Genomic DNA, 14768 nt, shown 5'->3' with positions numbered 1-14768 from the left:
TGGGAGAGCAAGATGGAAAAGCCGGTTGTAAGCCCCTTGCGTTTTGTCGAACTACTCAACGCCAGGCTGCCCGCACATCCCCTGTATCAGGAAGGGATGCGCGTGTACGCCATTCCCAATCATTCGGAACATCCGCACAGCCTGGTCTGCGTAGGCCCGCGCGGCGTCAAGGGCGTCTGCGCGACGGTGGAGCTGATCGTGCGCGGCGAGTGCGAGATCTTTCCCGACATACCAGGCGACTGGCACGGTTCCCACCACGGAACGGTCCGCGCGTCGCACCGCTAGGGCTGCTCCATCCTCACCCGTAGCCTCATCCTCGCATCCTGCTCAAACCCGCTCCAGCCTCCGGTGAGGCTCGGGCGGCAGCATCACGCGGATCGCGTCGTGCGCGCGCACCAGTCCGCCGGCCAGGACAATGCCCATGATGCCGGCCTTGCGCACCAGCTTGCCTTCATCGTCCCGACCCAGCACCCGCGCCAGCAGGCCCGGCTGGAAGCGCTCGATCTGCGCGCAGGGATTGCGCAGCCCGGTGATCTCGACCAGCGCGGTCTCGCCCAGGTGCAGCCGCGCGCCGGTTGGCAGCGCCAGCAGGTCGATGCCCTGCGTGGTGATGTTCTCGCCGAGCGCGCCGGGCGCCACTGCATGGCCGGCGGCCTGCAGCATCGCCTGCAGTTCCACCGATAGCAGGTGAACCTGCCGCAGGTTCGGCTGGCTGGGGTCCACCGCCACGCGCGAACGGTGCTTGACGGTTTCCCCCAGATGCGCGTCACCCTCCACGCCCAGCCCGGCCAGCAGGCGGATGACCGGCGTCACCGTCTTGCTGAAGGTGTGCGTGGCGCTCAGGCTTACCGCGGCCACGCTGCCCGCCTGCGGGGATTCGGCCCACCCGTTGCCAATATCGGCCGCCATGGTCATGCCGCCGCGCGGCTTGGTTCGCCTGGTGCATCGGGCGCCGCCATCTGGACCACGCCCGCGCTGTCAGGCACCACGGCGCCCGCCGGATAGCGCGCGGCAAACACCAGCCGGCCCGATGACCACGTATGCGTCACCAGCGGCTGGCCGGCCACCATGGCGACCGCCACCAGGTCGGCACGCAGCCCGGCCCCGATGCGCCCGCGATCGGACAAGCCGCAAGCGGCGGCCGGGTTAGCGCTGACCAGCGCGGCAGCCTGCGGCAGGCTCAGGCCAGTGAGGCGTTCCGCGGCAAAGGCGGCGGCAATCAGCGTGGACGGCTGGTAGTCCGAGCACAGGCAGTCCGCCACCCCGGCGTTGATGGCGTCGATGGCACGCATGGAGCCGCTCTGGCTTTGGCCGCGCAGCACGTTGGGCGCGCCAAGGATGGTCGGCAGCCCCTGTGCCTTGGCGGCTTGCGCCGTCTCCAGGTTGATCGGGAACTCGCTCATGCGCACGCCCAGCGCATGCATGGTGGCGATACGCTGGGCCGAGTCGTCATCATGGCTCGCGGCCGGCACCCCGGTGCGCGCGGCCAGCGCCAGCAGGCGCTCGACCCGGGCCAGTGCGCCGTCCTTCTCCACCAGTTTCCTGGCGGCGGCGGCATGGGCCTCTTCGCGGCTCATGGCGTGGTTGCCCATCATGTAGGCCAGGTAGGCCTCCAGTGTCTTGAACTGGCCCTGCCCGGGCGAATGGTCCATCACCGAGACCAGGTCCACCAGGCCGGACTCCATCAATTGCTCCAGCACAGGCAATGCGCTGGCGTCGGTGACTTCATAGCGGCAATGGATGCGGTTATCCACCAGGCTGTGGCCGCGGAAGGCGGCGACGGCGCGCACGAGCTCGCCGGCCGTGTCGAAGTTGCGCACACCGAACGAGTTACCGGCGAACGAGACCGCGTGGTAAGGCGTGGTGATGCCCGCGGCGGCGTTGCGGCGATCGATCTGCGCCACGGCAAAATCCAGCGGGAACATCACCCGCGAGCGCGGCTCGGCTTCTTTCTCGATGGCGTCGCAATGCAGGTCGACCAGACCGGGCAGCAGCGTCTGGCCACGCAGGTCGATCACCTGGGCGGCACGTGGCACGGCGGCGGCATCGGGCTCGATGGCCGCGATGTGGCCGTTGTCGATCAGCAAGGCGCTGTCGGCTAGCACGCCGTCGGGCAGGACGATCCGTGCATGAGTCAGGTAAGCAGGAAGCATGGTCGGTTCCGGGAACGATTGGGAACGATTGGGAACGATTGGGAACGATTGGGAACGAGTGAATACGAGAAGGATGAATGGCTCAGCCCGCGACAGCCGCAAGCTTGCCGGGCGGCGCCGGCTCCATGACAGCCGGCGGGTGCAATGGCAGCAGCCTGGTGGCCACCGCCTCGCGCACGGCTTCATCATGGAAGATGCCGACCAGGCACCGGCCCTCGGCCAGCGCTTCGCGGATCAGCGCCACCACCACCGCGCGGTTATCCGCGTCGAGCGAGGCGGTCGGCTCGTCGAGCAACAGCACCGGATGGCCGCCGATCAGCCCGCGCGCAATGTTCACGCGCTGCTGCTCGCCGCCTGAGAACGTCGCGGGCGGCAGGCTCCACAGCCGGCCCGGCACCTGCAGCCGCGCCAGCAGCACCGCGGCACGCTCGCGCGCTTCGTCGGCGCTGGCGCCGCGCTGCTGCAGCGGCTCGGCCACCACATCGAGCGTGCTCACGCGTGGGATCACATGAAGGAACTGGCTGACATAGCCAATCACCTCGCGCCGCAGTTGCAGGATGCGTTGCTCCGGCGCGCGGGTCAACTCCACCCACTCGTCGTTGTCGCGGATGCGGATGTTGCCTTCGGTGGCCAGGTAGTTGCCGTACAGGCAGCGCAGCAGCGTGCTCTTGCCCGCGCCGGAACTGCCAGCCAGCACCAGGCATTCGCCAGCGGCAGCATCGAAATCGATGGCCTGCAGCACGGGCAGGCGCGTGCCGCCCTGGTTATGCAGGATGAAGGTCTTGCCGAGGCCGCGCACCTGGATGCGCTGGGCGTCGGCGGCCGTGCTTGGATGGTGGTAGGCGTCTTGCGTCATGATCAGCCCTGCAGAATGGAAGACACCAGCAACTGGGTGTACGGATGGTGCGGATCGTCGAGGATCTGGTCGGTCAGGCCGCTTTCCACCACGCGCCCGCCCTGCATCACCAGCGTGCGGTGCGCCAGCAGGCGCGCCACGGCGAGGTCGTGGGTGACGATGATGGCAGCCAGCCCAAGGTCCGCTACCAGGCGGCGCAGCAGGTCGAGCAGGCGGGCCTGCACGGAGACGTCGAGCGAGGCGGTGGGCTCGTCCATGAACACCAGGCGCGGATGCGTCACCAGGTTGCGGGCGATCTGCAAGCGCTGCTGCATGCCGCCGGAGAAGCTGGTCGGCGCATCGTCCAGGCGACCCAGGTCGAGCTCCATCTTTTCCATCCACGTGCCGGCCACTTCGCGCAGCTCGCCATAATGGCGCCCGCCCACCGCCATCAGGCGTTCGGCGATATTGGCGCCGGCGCTCACCCGCATGCGCAGGCCATCGCGCGCGTTCTGGCGCACGAAACCCCAGTCGGTACGCGCCAGCAGGCGCAGCCGGGCGTCTGACAGCGTGGCAAGGTCAACCAGCCCTTGCTCGCGCGTGTCGTAGCAAACGCTGCCGGACTCCGGCGCGGCCTGCCAGGACACCGCCTGCAGCAAGGTGCTCTTGCCCGAGCCGGACTCGCCCACCACGCACAGCACTTCGCCGGGAAACAGATCGAAGCTGACATCGTGGCAGCCATGCACGCCGTCCCACGTGCGGGTCAGGCCACGCACGGACAACAGCGGCTGGTGCGGATCGGTGCGGCTCATGCTGCCTCCTTGCGTGCGTTGGCGAGCGTGCCGGTGGGCCCGGTCTCACCCTGCTCCTGGCGGGTGGCGCAGTACTCGGTATCGGAGCAGACGAACATGCGCCCGCCCGCGTCGTCGGTGATGATTTCATCGAGATAGCTGTCGGTGGAGCCGCATAGCTCGCAGCAGCCATCCCACGTCTCCACCGCGAACGGATGGTCGTCGAAATCCAGGCTCTTCACGCTGGTGAAGGGCGGCACCGCGTAGACCCGCTTCTCGCGCCCCGCGCCGAACAGCATCAGCGCCGGGCTGTAGTCCAGCTTGGGGTTGTCGAACTTCGGGATGGGCGACGGCCGCATCATGTAGCGCTGGTTGACCATCACCGGGTAGTCGTAGGTGGTGGCAATGCGCCCATGGCGGGCGATGTCCTCGTACAGCTTGACATGCATCGCGCCGTATTCCGCCAGCGCGTGCATGGTGCGGGTCTCGGTCTCGCTCGGTTCCAGCCAGCGCAGCGGCTCCGGGATGGGCACCTGGAACACCATGATCTGGCCCTTGGCCAGCGGCGTTTCCGGAATCCGGTGCCGGGTCTGCACGATCGAGGCTTGCGCGGTGCGCTCGGTGGTCTGCACGCCTGTCACGCGGCCAAAGAAACGGCGGATATTGATGGCGTTGGTGGTGTCGTCCGAGCCCTGGTCGATCACCTTGAGCACGTCGTCGCCGCCAATGATGGAGGCGGTGACCTGGATGCCGCCGGTGCCCCAGCCGTAGGGCAGCGGCATCTCGCGGCTGCCGAAGGGCACCTGGTAGCCGGGGATCGCCACCGCCTTGAGCAGCGCGCGGCGCAGCATGCGCTTGGTGGATTCGTCCAGGTAGCCGAAGTTGTAGTGTTCGTCGCGCACGACGGTGTTGGCATTGGTGTCGGTCACGATGCGATGGCCTCCTGCGCCAGCACTTGGGAAATGCCGGCAGCGTCTTGCCCGGGCGGCGTGGGCGCTGGGGATGGCACGGCTTGCCCACGCTCGGCGCGCAGGCGGCGCAGCAGTTCGAGATTGGTCTGGAAATCCACGTAGTGCGGCAGTTTCAAGTGCTGCACGAAGCCGGAGGCCTCCACGTTGTCACTGTGGTAGAGCATGAACTCCACATCGTTGGCAGGCGCGTCGGCGGCTTCGCCCAGTTCGGCGGCGCGCATGGCGCGGTCGGCCAGCGCCATCGACATGGCCTTGCGCTCGCCATAGCCGAACACCAGGCCGTAGCCGCGCGTAAAGCTCGGACCTTCCTGCGCGTTGCCAGCAAACTGGCTCACCATCTGGCATTCGGTGACCTCGATCTCGCCGATGGTCACGGCAAAGCCCAGCTCTTCCACGAACAGCTCCACTTCCACCTCGCCGTAGCGGATCTCGGCAGCAAACGGGTGCGAGTTGCCGTAGCCCCGCTGGGTGGAGTAGCCCATCGACAGCAGGAAGCCTTCATCGGCGCGGGCCAGGTTCTGCAAGCGCGCAGGACGGGCGGCGGGCAGCTCCAGCGGCTCTCGCGTGAGGTCGGGCGGCGCGGGATCGTGCTCGGGCACGGTCTCCGGCTCGATCAGCGATTCCTGGCGCAGCAGGTCCGTCACCCGTGGCATGCGCGCATCCAGCGTGGTTGCCGCAGCCGGCAGCGGCGCATTGTCGCGCTCGGCTTCCAGCGTGAAGTCGAGCAGGCGCTGGGTGTAATCGTAGGTCGGCCCCAGCACCTGCCCGCCCGGCACGTCCTTGAAGGTGGACGAGATCCGGCGCTGCAGGCGCATGGCGCCGGTATCGAGCGCCACCGAATAGCCAAAGCGCGGCAGCGTGGTGCGATAGGCGCGCAGCAGGAACACGGCTTCGATCAGGTCGCCCGCGGCCTGCTTGATCGCCAGCGCAGCCAGGTGCGGGTCATACAGCGAGCCCTCGGCCATCACGCGCGACACGGCCAGCGGCATCTGCTCGCGCACCTGCGCCAGCGTCAGCTCCGGCACGCGGCGGTCGCCGCGGCGGTAATCGTCCAGCATACGGTACGAATTGAGGATGGCGCGCTCGCCCCCTTTGACGGCAACGTACATGTCAAGCCTCCGCTTGGGTGGTGCGCGGCAGCGCGCACAGGGCGCTGCCACTGGTCAGCAGCACGTCCACGCCAAGCGGGAAACGCGCATGGTTAGCCTGCCACTGGGACCAGAAATCGGCCGGCAAGCCTTGCACGGCCAGCGTGGCGTGGGTCTCGATGCCCGGGCCGCGCAGCGTGACCTCGGGGCCGCCGCTCAGCGATGCGACCTCGATCAGCAACGTGGCGGAGCGGTCCGGGTACGCCGGATCGCCCTGGGCGCAAGCCATCAGATCGGGCATGGCATGGCCGGCCGGCACCGCCACGAAGGCCGCCTGCGCCACTTGCGCCACCAGCGGGCAGCCGCAGTGAAAGCGCAGGAAGGCGCGCACGCCTTCGGGCGTCTGCGGTGGCAGCCACAGCGGCGTATCGCTATCGACCAGCGTGAGCAGCAGCGCACTCAAGGCCGGGGACAAGCCCTGCGGCACACCGCACGGCTCGGCCAGCCCGCCGAGGCTGCCCGGGTGGGACATGGCATGCAGCGCGGCGCGGAAGGTCCGCTGCGCCGATTGCACCGCATCGTCGAAGCCGGGCAGCAGCATCGGCGCAAGCGCGCCGTGCCGCCCCGGGCTCACGTTGTCGTATCCAGCCGTCTGGGCGGCAATCGTTTGGCCTGGCATCTCAGTCCTCTCCACGCACCATGGTAAAAAACTCCACCTTTGTCTGCGCCGCCACGGCGGCCTTGTGTTCGCCTTGCGCCGTGCGCGCCCGGGCCAGCGGCGCGACCACTTCGGCCTGCACGCGCGCATGCCAATCGGGCAACTGCAGCAGCGCATCCAGCACGGCGATCTGCTCCGCCTGGGCGTGGGTGCGGCCTTGCACGTACCCCACCCCGACCACGCCCGGCTCCAGCGTGACCGCGCAGCGCGTCACGCTGACCTCGCCGAGGTTGAACTGCGCCCCCGTGCCGCCGGCGCGCCCCCGCACCATGGCCATGCCACTCTCCGGCTTGCGCAGCAGGCGGTAGGCCGGCAGCGCGCCGAGGCGGTCCACGGCCTGCGCCAGGGCATCCGGAGCGGCCAGAGCCAGCACGCGCAGCCAGGCGGCGCGGGCCGCTTGAGCCGCATCAACCGCTTGAGCCGCTTGCTGCCGGGCCGCCGCCCCCGGCTGCGCGCCCGCTTCGGTATCGGTTCGATCCATTTCACATCCCCTATACGTCTATACGTTTAGATGTAGAATACCATCCATGGCCGAACTACAACACAGCCAGATGAAGCTTTCATGACGCCCCGCGGTGCGCTTTGGCCCCGTGCACGGCATGGCGAGGTTGAGGCACAATCGCATCCTATTGAAGCACGCAAATGATTAACGCAGGATGACGAAAAGGCAGGACACGATGGTGGAACAGGAAGTCGAGCGGGGCTCGGGAGTTGCGGTATGGCGCCAGATCGGCGAGGCCCTGGCGCTCGACATCCGCAACAAGCTCTATGTCCCTGGCGAGCGCCTGCCGCCCGAGCCAGAGCTGGCCACGCGTTTCGCCGTCAACCGCCATACCATCCGCCGCGCCATGGGCGAGCTGGAGCAAAACGGGCTGGTGCGCATCGAGCAAGGCCGGGGCACCTTCGTGCAGGAACACGCCATCGACTACGCCATCGGGCGGCGCACGCGTTTTTCGCAGAACCTGGCCAGCCAGGGCATGCGCGGGCACATCGAGGTGCTGGAATCGCAAACGTTGCGCGCGCCCGAGATCGCCAAGCACCTGGGCCTGGCGCGCAGCGCGCCCATCCTGCGCGTGCAGATGCTGGGCAAGGCCGAAGCCCGCACCATCGACGTGGCCGAGCATTATTTCGATGCCACGCGGTTTCCCGGCATGGACGCCGAGCTGCGTACGCGCCTGTCGATCTCCAAGGCGTTCGCCCATTACGGCATTACCGATTACACGCGCAAGTGGTCGCGCATCACCGCCGCCATGCCGACGGCGCCGGTGGCCCGCCAGCTCAACCAGCCCAAGATGCGGCCGATCCTGCAGGTGGAGGCACTCAACGTCGACCTGGACGGCGCGCCGCTGCAATACAGCGTGGTGCGCTTTGCCGGCGACTGGGTCCAGCTGACCGTAGCCGATCAGGACTAAAATGCGCAATCGCCCGCCGTTTGGAACACACGTCCTACCGATCAAATTGGTCTAGACATCTGTTTGTCATCTGCCCGCGCTAAGGTCGCCAGCATGGATACCAATCACGCCTCTCACCCCACCCTGGCCGGCCTGAGCGGCCGCCGCGTTCTCACCGCCAACGGCATTGCGCCGGCCGCCTTCGCGTTCCGCGACGGTTGCCTGGCGGCGCCGGCCAGCACGGCAGGGCCGGCCCTCGATGCGGGCGACCTGCTGGTGCTGCCCGGCATCGTGGATATTCACGGCGACGCCTTCGAGCGCGCCGTGATGCCGCGCCCCGGCGTGAGCTTTCCGTACACCAGCGCGCTATTCGACGTGGACCGCCAGTTGCTCGCGCATGGCATCACCACCGAGCTGCACGGCGTGACGCTATCGTGGGAAGGCGGCCTGCGTGGCGAGGCTTACGCCCAGCGCATGTTCGACGGCCTGGAGCGCATGCGCGGCACCCTTGGCGCGCAGCACCATGTGCACCTGCGCTTCGAGGCACATCACCTGGCCGGGCTGGAAACCGCGCTGGCCTGGATCGATAGCGGCAAGGTGCGCTTCCTGGCCATCAACGACCACCTGCCGCTGATGGCCACCCGCCTGCACGACGCACGCAAGCTGGCGCAGTACGCGGACCGTGCGGAGTGCGACCCGGTCATCTTCCGCCAGCGCCTGGAGCAAGCCGCCGCGCAGGCGGGCGAGGTGCCCGAAGGCGTGGCCCGGCTGATTGCCGCTGCCCGCGCCGCCGGCCTGCAAGTCGCCTCGCACGACGACGGCGACGCCGCCACCCGCCAGCGCTATCACCAGCAAGGCTGCACCGTGGCGGAGTTCCCGCTTACCGTGGATGTGGCCCGCGCCGCCCGCGCGCTGCGCAACTACGCGGTATTCGGCGCGCCGAACGTGATCCGCGGCGGCAGCCACACTGGCGCCCCGGACGCCACCGAGATGATCGCCGCCGGGCTTTGCAACGTGCTTGCCTCCGACTACTACTACCCGGCGCCCCTGCAAGCCGCGTTCCGCGTTGCGCAGCTCGGCGTGCTGCCGTTGCCGGCCGCTTGGGACCTGGTCTCGCGCAACCCGGCGCGCGCCGCCGGCATGAACGACCGCGGCGCGCTCAGCCCCGGCCTGCGTGCCGACGCCATCATCGTCGACGACCGCGATCCCGCCCTGCCCCAGGTCTGCGCCGCCATTGTCGGCGGCGTGCTGCACCACGCCACGCGTGCCTTCCCGCTGGTGCAGGCCGGCGGCGAGCGGCGCGCGGCCTGACCCGCATGTCCACGATGCCGAGCCCGATGTCGAACAATCCACTGCCACAGGCTTACCGCTACGCCATCTACCTCAATCCCGCCGCGCCCTTTCGGCTGGTGGGCGAGCAATGGCTGGGCCGCAGCGCCGAAACAGGCGAGGCGATCGCGCGTACCGTACCCGACGCTGCCCGCCACATTGCCCGCTGGACCGAAGCGCCGGCCCACTATGGTCTGCACGCCACGCTCAAGGCCCCGTTCCGGCTCGCGCACGGCCAGACGCCCGCCGGGCTGGACGCCGCCATGCGCGCCTTCGCCCTGGACCGCCAGCCCTTCGCGGTACCGCTAGCGCTGCATAACCTGCGGGGCTTCCTGGCCTGGTGCCTCGGCGGCGACGCCAGCGCCAATGCGCGCATGCACGCGCTGGCAGACGCAGCAGTACGTGAGTTCGACAGCTTCCGCGCGCCGCCCACCCCTGCCGAGCTGGCACGCCGCAAGCCGGGGCAACTGAGCGAGCCAGCCCGGCGCATGCTGGAGGCGTGGGGCTACCCGTACGCATTCGAGACCTTTATTTTCCACATCACGCTCACGGGGCTGCTCGACCAAGCCGAGCAGGACAGCGCCATCGCCATGCTGCAGGCCGCGAGCGGCCCGCTGCTGCTGCAGCCGATGCCGGTACGCGACGTCAGCCTGTTCGTGCAGAGCGCGCCGGATGCGCCCTTCCTGGCCGCCCGCCACTATGGCTTTGACGGCAGCACCACCGATGCCGCCGGCGCGGCTCTGCTGGAAGCCACGGCATGAGCGCCAAGGCCATGCGCACCGCGGCGCGCGCCGACATCGCCGCGGCCGGTGCCGAAGCCCCGGACGGCAGCGGCCTGGTTTACCTGATGGGTCCCTCCGGCAGCGGCAAGGACTCGCTGCTGCGCGTGATGCGCGACAAGTTGCGGGATGATGCCAGCGTACGCGTGGCGCAACGCTACATCACCCGCGCCAGCAGCGCCGATGAAGACAGCGTGGCGATCACCCCCGAGGCGTTCGAGCACCGCGTGGCGCAGGGCGGCTTTGCGCTGCACTGGCGCAGCCACGGCTTGTGCTACGGCATCGGGACCGAGCTTGACGACTGGCTGGCGCAGGGCTTGTGCGTGGTCGTGAACGGGTCACGCGAGCACCTGGCCTCCGCCCATGCGCGCTATCCGGCCCTGCACGCCGTGCAGGTCAGCGTGCGCCTGCACGTGCTGGGAGAGCGCCTGCGGCTGCGCGGCCGCGAGGACGAGCAAGCCATCGTGCGGCGCCTGCAGCGCGCCGGCGAGCCGTTCGCCGTGCCGGCGGGGTGCCGGCTGACGGTGATCGACAACAGCGGCGCGCTGGAGGATGCGGCAAGTGCGTTGATGCGGCTCACGCACGAACGCACGCGCCAGCATCAACACCAGAACCAACATCAGAACCAACACCAGCCGTAGGGTCCCGCTCCGGGCCCGCCACCACGGCGGCATCATGCAGCCGGCCGACGGCGGCGCCATCCAGCCCCAGGACTTCATGCAGCACCTGGTCGGTATGCGTGCCCAGCAACGCGGCAGGCAACGTTGCCTCGCGCTCCATCGACGCAACCCGTACTGCCGCGCCTGCCGCAAGATGTTCGCCGATCCCTGGGGTCGCAATGCGCTCGAACACCGGATTGGCAAGGCTGACACGCGGATCGCCGGCCAGCAACTCGCCGACCGTGCTGTAGCGGCCCCAGCAGACCTTGCGCGCTTCCAGCAGGCGCTCCGCCTCGGCCTGCGTGCGGGCGGCAAACCAGGGTGCGACCAGCTCGGCAATGGCCTCGCGGCAGGCAAAGCGATCGGCCTCGTCGCCCAGGTTCAGGCCCGTGCGCTGCTCCAGCGCAGTCACCTGCGCGGCGATGCCGCATGCCTCCACCAGCGCCTTCCATTGCCCCGCCGAGATCGCCGCCACCATCAGGCGGCCGCCGTCCAGCGTGCCAAAGTCGCGGCCGAAGGCGCCATACAGGTGGTTGCCGATCGACGGCCGCTCCTGCTGCAGCAATTCGGCCTCGGCCAGCAAGCCGAGATGCGACAGCATGGTGAAGGCCATGTCGGACAACGCCAGCTTCAGCTGCGCGCCTGCGCCCGTGCGCCGGCGCTGCTCCACCGCGGCGACCACGGCAAAGGCGGCCTGGTAGGCGCAGGCAATGTCCCACGCCGGCAGCACATGGTTGACCGGCCGCTCGCGCGACCCGCCACCGGTGACAGCTGGATACCCGGTGGCGCAATTGACGGTGTAGTCCACCGCCGTGCTGCCGTCGCCGTTGCCCTGGATGGTGCAGCTGATCATGTCCGCGCGCCGCGCGGCCAGCGCCTCGTGCGCGAGCCACGGCGTGCCGATATTGGTCAGCAGCACGCCCGCATCCGGCCCGGGCGCCGTCGCCAGCGCCTGCACCAGTTCACGCCCTTCAGGCTTGCGCAGGTCGACCGCGATGCTTCGCTTGCCTTTGTTCAGCGCGGTCCAGTACAGGCTGCGCCCCTTGCCGCCGGCCTGCGGCATGCGCGGCATGCGCATGTAGTCGATGCCGCCGCCGATCATGTCCACGCGGATCACGTCAGCGCCAAACTGAGCCAGCGTGAGGCCGGCCAGTGGCGCCGCGATAAAGGCCGAGCTTTCGATCACGCGCAGCCGGTTGAGGAATGGGTAGGTCATGGGGGCGGTCCGGTTTGGCGTAGTGGCTTAATGGCGTACTGGCGGCGTCAGGCGCGCTCGAACACGGCGGCAATGCCCTGCCCGCCGCCGATGCACATGGTTTCCAGGCCGTAGCGCGCACCGCGCCGGCCCAGCTCGTGCATCAGCGAGGTCATGATGCGCACGCCGGTTGCGCCCACCGGATGCCCCAGCGAGATGCCGGACCCGTTCACATTGAAGCGATCCGGATCGTTCCAGCCCCAGCCCTTGGCGCAGGCCAGCGCCTGGCAGGCAAAGGCTTCGTTCAGTTCCACCAGGCCCATGTCGTCAAAGCCCAGCCCATTCTTGCCGAACAGCTTCTTGACTGCTGGCACGGGGCCAATGCCCATGTGCGACGGCTCACAACCGGCCACGGCCCAGCTATGCAGGTAGCCGATAGGCGCCAGGCCAAGCGCGTCCAGCTTGTCTTCGGCCACGATCAGGCAGGCGGCGGCGGCGTCGTTCTGCTGGCAGGCATTGCCGGCAGTGACGATGCCGTCCTTCATCAGGGGCTTGAGCCGCGCGAGCTGCTCGATGGTGAGATCGGCACGAATGCCCTCGTCCTCACTCACGATCAGCGCCTCGCCCTTGCGCTGCGGCACGCTGACCGGCACCACCTCTTGCGCGAACTTGCCGCTGGACCAAGCGGCGGCGGCGCGCTGGTGGCTGCGCAGCGCAAAGGCATCAGCCTCCTCGCGCGAGATGCCGTAGTCGCGAGCCAGGTTCTCGGCGGTCTCGATCATGCCGGAGATGCGGCCGAAGCGGGCTTCGGGCTGCGAGCGCTCGCGCCCGCGCTCCAGGCGGTCGTGGAACTTCACGGTGCCGGCGCGCTTGCCCCAGCGCATGTCGGTGGTGTAGTACTCCACGTTGCTCATGCTCTCGACGCCGCCGGCCATCACGACATCGGCGGCGCCGGTCTGCACCATCATCGCAGCAGTGGCGATGGCCTGCAGGCCGCTGCCGCAGCGGCGGTCCAGCTGCATGCCGGCGACGCTGATGGGAAAGCCGGCCTGCAGCGCCACCCAGCGGCCGGTGCAAGGCACTTCGCCGTTGGCGTAGGAATGCGCGAACACCACATCCTCGATACGGGCGGGATCCAGGCCGGTGCGCTCGACCACGGCGCGCGCCACGGTGGCGCCGAGTTCTTCGACAGCGATACTGCGCAGGCTGCCGCCGAACGCGCCGATGGGCGTGCGCAGCGGAGAGACAATGGCGGCTCGTTTCATGATGGCATCCTTTGTTCTTGATGCAGTTCGTCAGCGCCGAACCGCGGGGTTTCCCTGGCGAAGAAGGCACGCACGCCCTCCTGCGCTTCCTTGGAACTGAAAACGCGGTCCGATAGCGGCAGCGCCCGCCGCATGGCCTCGTCTTCGGTCGTGTCAAAGCTCAGGTCGATGGCCTGCTTGCACAGCGCCAGCGCCAGCGGCGGGCGCTGCGCCAGCGTGGTGGCCAGCGCCAATGCCGCTTGCAGCGCCTGGCCCGGCGGCGCCACGCGGTTGACCAGGCCCCAGGCCAGCGCGGTAGCTGCATCGATGGGCTCGCCCAGGAACATCAGCTCTTTGGCGCGCCCTTCGCCCACGCGCCGCGTGACGCGCACCGGGCCGCCGCTGCCGGGGAACACGCCCAGCTTGATCTCGGGCAGCGCGAAGCGCGCCGTCTCGTCCGCCACGATCAGGTCGCAGCAGACCGCGATCTCCAGGCCGCCGCCAAACGCCAGGCCATTGACCGCCGCCACCGTCGGTTTCGGGAAATCGTCCAGCCGCCCAAACACCGCATGCTGCAAGGCGAGCTTGCCCGGCACGATCTGCCCGGGCCGCATCAGCGGCCGGAACTCGGCGATATCGGACCCCGCGCAGAAGGCACGGGTGCCGGCGCCGGTCAGCACCACGGCACGCACCGCGGGATCGCGTTCCAGCGCGTCCAGCGCACGGTCAAGCGCCTCGGTCAGGCCGCGGAAAACCACATTCAGTGGCGGGTTGTCCAGCGTCAGCGTGGCAATGCCGTCTTTGGCGGCGCAACGCACCGGCCCTGCCGAGAACTCAGCCATAGCGCCCACCGGTGACGTGCAGCACTTCGCCGGTAATGAAGCCGGCGCGCTCCGAAGCCAGGAAGGCCACCGCGTCGGCAATGTCGCCCGGCCGGCCAACCCGCTTGATCGGCTGCGCGGCGACGGCCCGCTCCTTGATGGTCTCGTAGGTCGGCAAGGCCTGCACCATCTCGGTTTCCATGAAGCCAGGCGCCACGCAATTGACCGTCACGCCGTAGCGCCCTTCCTCCAGCGCCAGCGCCTTGGCCATGCCGATCAGCCCGGCCTTGGCCGCCGCATAGTTGGCTTGCGTGGGATTGCCGAAGTGCGCGCGCGAGCTGATGTTGATGACCCGCCCCCAGCCCTGTTCGATCAAACGCGGCATCACAGCCTTGGTGGCCAGGAAGGCGCCCTTGAGCATGACCTCCATCACCAGGTCCCAGTCCTCCTCGGTCATCTTGACGAGGTACTTGTCGCGCGGAAAACCGGCGTTGTTGACCAGGATGTGCACCCCGCCAAAATGCGCGACGGTTTCATCCACCAGCCGCTGCACATCGGCGCCCTTGGTGATGTCCGCCACGATGCAATGCGCCTGCAAGCCGTCGGCGCGCAGCGCGGCGGCCGTGGCTTCGGCCTGCTCGCGCAGGATGTCCGTGATCACCACCTTGACGCCCTCTTGCGCCAGGTGGCGTGCCGTAGCCGCGCCCAGCCCGCGGGCCGAGCCCGTGACGATGGCGACTTTGTCCTTGATCTGCAGATCCATTCGGTTCTCCTCGGAATACGTGTATCGGGAT

General features: G+C 68.8%; 17 protein-coding genes. 5 read left to right on the top strand and 12 right to left on the bottom strand.

What is annotated here, in order from left to right:
* The first annotated feature begins 12 nt into the window (after positions 1-12).
* Complete coding sequence (locus tag A9975_RS09070) at positions 13-285, top strand: hypothetical protein (protein ID WP_174423701.1); 273 nt, start codon at positions 13-15, stop codon at positions 283-285.
* Positions 286-327: 42 nt separating this feature from the next.
* Here A9975_RS09070 and A9975_RS09065 read toward each other — a convergent pair whose 3' ends face one another.
* The 8 genes from A9975_RS09065 to phnG all read right to left on the bottom strand — a co-directional run bounded on the left by A9975_RS09065 (position 328) and on the right by phnG (position 7037).
* Entirely contained in the window at positions 328-909 is a 582-nt protein-coding gene (locus A9975_RS09065; RefSeq protein WP_183032291.1) for an MOSC domain-containing protein, read from the bottom strand.
* Positions 910-911: 2 nt separating this feature from the next.
* Entirely contained in the window at positions 912-2153 is a 1242-nt protein-coding gene (locus tag A9975_RS09060) for an alpha-D-ribose 1-methylphosphonate 5-triphosphate diphosphatase (protein WP_183032290.1), read from the bottom strand.
* An 82-nt stretch (positions 2154-2235) separates the two neighbouring features.
* Positions 2236-3009, bottom strand: a complete 774-nt coding sequence (phnL, locus tag A9975_RS09055; protein WP_183032289.1) for a phosphonate C-P lyase system protein PhnL — start codon at positions 3007-3009, stop codon at positions 2236-2238.
* Between the two features lie 2 nt (positions 3010-3011).
* Positions 3012-3800, bottom strand: a complete 789-nt coding sequence (gene phnK / locus A9975_RS09050) for a phosphonate C-P lyase system protein PhnK (protein WP_150989340.1) — start codon at positions 3798-3800, stop codon at positions 3012-3014.
* Positions 3797-4708, bottom strand: a complete 912-nt coding sequence (locus A9975_RS09045) for an alpha-D-ribose 1-methylphosphonate 5-phosphate C-P-lyase PhnJ (RefSeq protein WP_183032288.1) — start codon at positions 4706-4708, stop codon at positions 3797-3799. Before A9975_RS09045 ends, phnK begins: the two co-directional genes overlap by 4 nt.
* Positions 4705-5859, bottom strand: coding sequence for a carbon-phosphorus lyase complex subunit PhnI (locus A9975_RS09040; protein WP_150989345.1), 1155 nt, complete (start codon positions 5857-5859; stop codon positions 4705-4707). The genes A9975_RS09045 and A9975_RS09040 overlap by 4 nt, the downstream gene beginning before the upstream one ends.
* Position 5860: 1 nt before the next feature.
* Positions 5861-6439 carry a phosphonate C-P lyase system protein PhnH gene (gene phnH / locus A9975_RS09035; RefSeq protein WP_183032465.1) on the bottom strand — a complete coding sequence of 193 codons (579 nt, stop codon included), beginning with the start codon at positions 6437-6439 and terminating at the stop codon, positions 5861-5863.
* A 79-nt stretch (positions 6440-6518) separates the two neighbouring features.
* Positions 6519-7037: a phosphonate C-P lyase system protein PhnG gene (gene phnG / locus A9975_RS09030; RefSeq protein WP_183032287.1), complete on the bottom strand. Its 519-nt coding sequence runs from the start codon at positions 7035-7037 to the stop codon at positions 6519-6521.
* A gap of 196 nt (positions 7038-7233) precedes the next feature.
* Between phnG and phnF the strand changes: the two genes are divergently transcribed.
* From phnF to phnN, 4 genes are all read left to right on the top strand, one after another.
* Positions 7234-7968, top strand: coding sequence for a phosphonate metabolism transcriptional regulator PhnF (phnF, locus tag A9975_RS09025; protein ID WP_183032464.1), 735 nt, complete (start codon positions 7234-7236; stop codon positions 7966-7968).
* Between the two features lie 93 nt (positions 7969-8061).
* Positions 8062-9258 carry an alpha-D-ribose 1-methylphosphonate 5-triphosphate diphosphatase gene (locus tag A9975_RS09020; protein WP_183032286.1) on the top strand — a complete coding sequence of 399 codons (1197 nt, stop codon included), beginning with the start codon at positions 8062-8064 and terminating at the stop codon, positions 9256-9258.
* Positions 9259-9284: 26 nt separating this feature from the next.
* Positions 9285-10037 (top strand): DUF1045 domain-containing protein, encoded by a 753-nt coding sequence (locus tag A9975_RS09015; RefSeq protein WP_183032285.1) that lies wholly within the window; start codon positions 9285-9287, stop codon positions 10035-10037.
* Between the two features lie 11 nt (positions 10038-10048).
* Positions 10049-10696: a phosphonate metabolism protein/1,5-bisphosphokinase (PRPP-forming) PhnN gene (phnN, locus tag A9975_RS09010; protein ID WP_255503127.1), complete on the top strand. Its 648-nt coding sequence runs from the start codon at positions 10049-10051 to the stop codon at positions 10694-10696.
* On the opposite strand, the gene A9975_RS09005 is transcribed toward phnN, so the two are convergent.
* The 4 genes from A9975_RS09005 to A9975_RS08990 are packed head-to-tail and all read right to left on the bottom strand — an operon-like array spanning position 10632 to position 14737.
* On the bottom strand, positions 10632-11930 hold the full coding sequence (locus A9975_RS09005; RefSeq protein ID WP_183032283.1) for a CoA transferase: 1299 nt from the start codon (positions 11928-11930) through the stop codon (positions 10632-10634). The two genes, phnN and A9975_RS09005, sit on opposite strands and share 65 nt — an antisense overlap.
* Before the next feature lie 47 nt (positions 11931-11977).
* Positions 11978-13174, bottom strand: a complete 1197-nt coding sequence (locus A9975_RS09000; RefSeq protein ID WP_183032282.1) for an acetyl-CoA C-acetyltransferase — start codon at positions 13172-13174, stop codon at positions 11978-11980.
* Positions 13171-13995, bottom strand: a complete 825-nt coding sequence (locus A9975_RS08995) for an enoyl-CoA hydratase/isomerase family protein (protein WP_183032281.1) — start codon at positions 13993-13995, stop codon at positions 13171-13173. The genes A9975_RS09000 and A9975_RS08995 overlap by 4 nt, the downstream gene beginning before the upstream one ends.
* On the bottom strand, positions 13988-14737 hold the full coding sequence (locus A9975_RS08990; RefSeq protein ID WP_183032280.1) for an SDR family NAD(P)-dependent oxidoreductase: 750 nt from the start codon (positions 14735-14737) through the stop codon (positions 13988-13990). Before A9975_RS08990 ends, A9975_RS08995 begins: the two co-directional genes overlap by 8 nt.
* Positions 14738-14768: the final 31 nt, after the last annotated feature.

It is taken from the genome of Cupriavidus sp. UME77 (genome assembly GCF_014170355.1).
Classification (GTDB): Bacteria; Pseudomonadota; Gammaproteobacteria; order Burkholderiales; family Burkholderiaceae; genus Cupriavidus; species Cupriavidus basilensis.
Note: the sequence above shows the minus strand (reverse complement) of the source record. Positions and strands in the feature narration are given on the sequence as shown.